We start from the raw sequence: 1,939 nt of genomic DNA, 5'->3' as shown, positions 1-1,939 counted from the left end.
GTTTTTTAAGAACCGGCAAACTTTTTTCGCTTTCTTTCGCTTTCCACATTCGCTTCACCAAGAAGCAACTGCAGTCTGCGTTTTCTGCGGAGCCTTCGATTATGACTCAGTTTTTTTAACTTCGTCAAGACCACGGCCTTTTTTTCTTCCCCACCGTCTGCTTCGATCACCGCACTTCCCAAGAGAAGCACCGCGCCGTCGTTTTCAGCGGAGCCTTCGATTATGGCACAGCTTTTTATCGTTGCGCCAGCCTCGAGGGCTTTTTTGCCTCGTCTTCCGACTTGGCGTCCCGGTCGTCTTCAAAGTTGCCTTCGCGTCTTGAGCCGAGCCCACGAGTATATGCCACTTTTGAAGGCCTTCCGGCGCTTCGCTCCGATAATCACTCCCACATGGCACTCATCACACTCCTCGACGCGCAACTCGCGTTCGGCCACGTCCCGCTGCTCGACCATGCGGACTTCTCCCTCATCGAATCGGAGCGCATCGGCCTGATCGGCCGCAATGGCGCCGGCAAGTCTTCCCTGCTCAAGATCCTGGCCGGGCTCGAGAAGCCGGACGACGGCACGCTTCAGATACAGCAGAACGTGCGTGTCACTTATGTGGCCCAGGAGCCGGTACTGGACATGGAGGCGGATGTATTCACCGCCGCTAGCGCGGGCCTCGGCGAGGTGATCGCGATCCGCGACCAGTATCTGTCGGGCGCGCCGGGGCTGGACCTCGATGCGCTGCAGTCCCAGATCGAGGCGTTCGATGCCTGGAACTGGGAGCAGCGGGTGGAGGAAACGCTGCATCGCCTGCACCTCGACGGCGCGGCCCTGGTCGGCTCGCTCTCGGGCGGCACGCGCAAGCGGGTCGCGCTGGCGCAGGCACTGGTGGCGTCGCCGGACGTGCTGCTGCTCGACGAGCCCACCAATCACCTGGACCTGGATTCGATCGAATGGCTGGAACAGCTGTTGATCGACTTCAAGGGCAGCGTGGTCACGATCACCCATGACCGGAGCTTCCTGAACCGGGTCGCGACCCGGATCGTCGAGCTGGACCGAGGCAAGCTGAGCTCCTATCCCGGCAACTTCGAGCAGTACCTCCTGCAGAAGGAAGAGCAGCTGGCCCAGGAAGCGGTGATCAACGCCAAGGCCGACAAGCTGCTGGCGCAGGAAGAGATCTGGATCCGCAAGGGCGTGGAGGCGCGGCGCACCCGCAGCCAGAGCCGCATCAGCCGGCTGCAGGAATTGCGCGCCAACCGCTCGGCGCGGCGCGAGGTCCAGGGCAGCGTCAACATGGACCTCGCCCAGGGCCAGGCCAGCGGCAAGATCGTGGCCGAACTGACCGAGGCCTCGAAGTCGTTCGGCGACAAGACCGTGATCCGCGGCTTCACCGGCACCATCCTGCGCGGCGACAAGGTGGGGCTGATCGGCCCTAATGGCGCGGGCAAGACCACGCTGCTGAAGCTGATCCTCGGCGAGCTCGAACCTGACAGCGGCAAGATCCGCCGCGGCGCCAACCTGCAGGTGGCCTACTTCGACCAGATGCGCAATGCGCTGAACCTCGACGCCACGCTGGAGGACTTCATCAGTCCGGGCAGCGAATGGATCGAGATCGGCAACCAGCGCAAGCACGTGAAGAGCTACCTGGCCGACTTCCTGTTCTCGCCGGCCCGCGCGCATTCGCCGGTGCGCTCGCTGAGCGGCGGCGAGCGCAACCGGCTGCTGCTGGCGCGCCTGTTCGCCCGGCCGGCCAACGTGCTGGTGCTCGACGAGCCGACCAACGACCTCGACATCGACACCCTCGAACTGCTCGAGGACCTGCTTCAGAACTACGACGGTACGGTGTTCCTGGTCAGCCATGACCGGACTTTCCTGGACAACGTGGTGACCAGCACCATCGCATTCGAGGGCGACGGGCGCTGGCGCGAGTACGAGGGCAGCGTGCAGGACTGGCT

General features: G+C 63.3%; 1 protein-coding gene. It reads left to right on the top strand.

All coding sequences use genetic code 11. From position 1 onward, the window contains the following. Nucleotides 1–389: 389 nt before the first annotated feature. Nucleotides 390–1,939, top strand: a 1,550-nt coding sequence (locus AC1DY5_RS53485) for an ABC-F family ATP-binding cassette domain-containing protein (RefSeq protein WP_478122329.1), incomplete at its 3' end; no start/stop codon positions are given.

The organism is Variovorax sp. P4_D9 (assembly GCF_056401695.1).
Note: the sequence above shows the minus strand (reverse complement) of the source record. Positions and strands in the feature narration are given on the sequence as shown.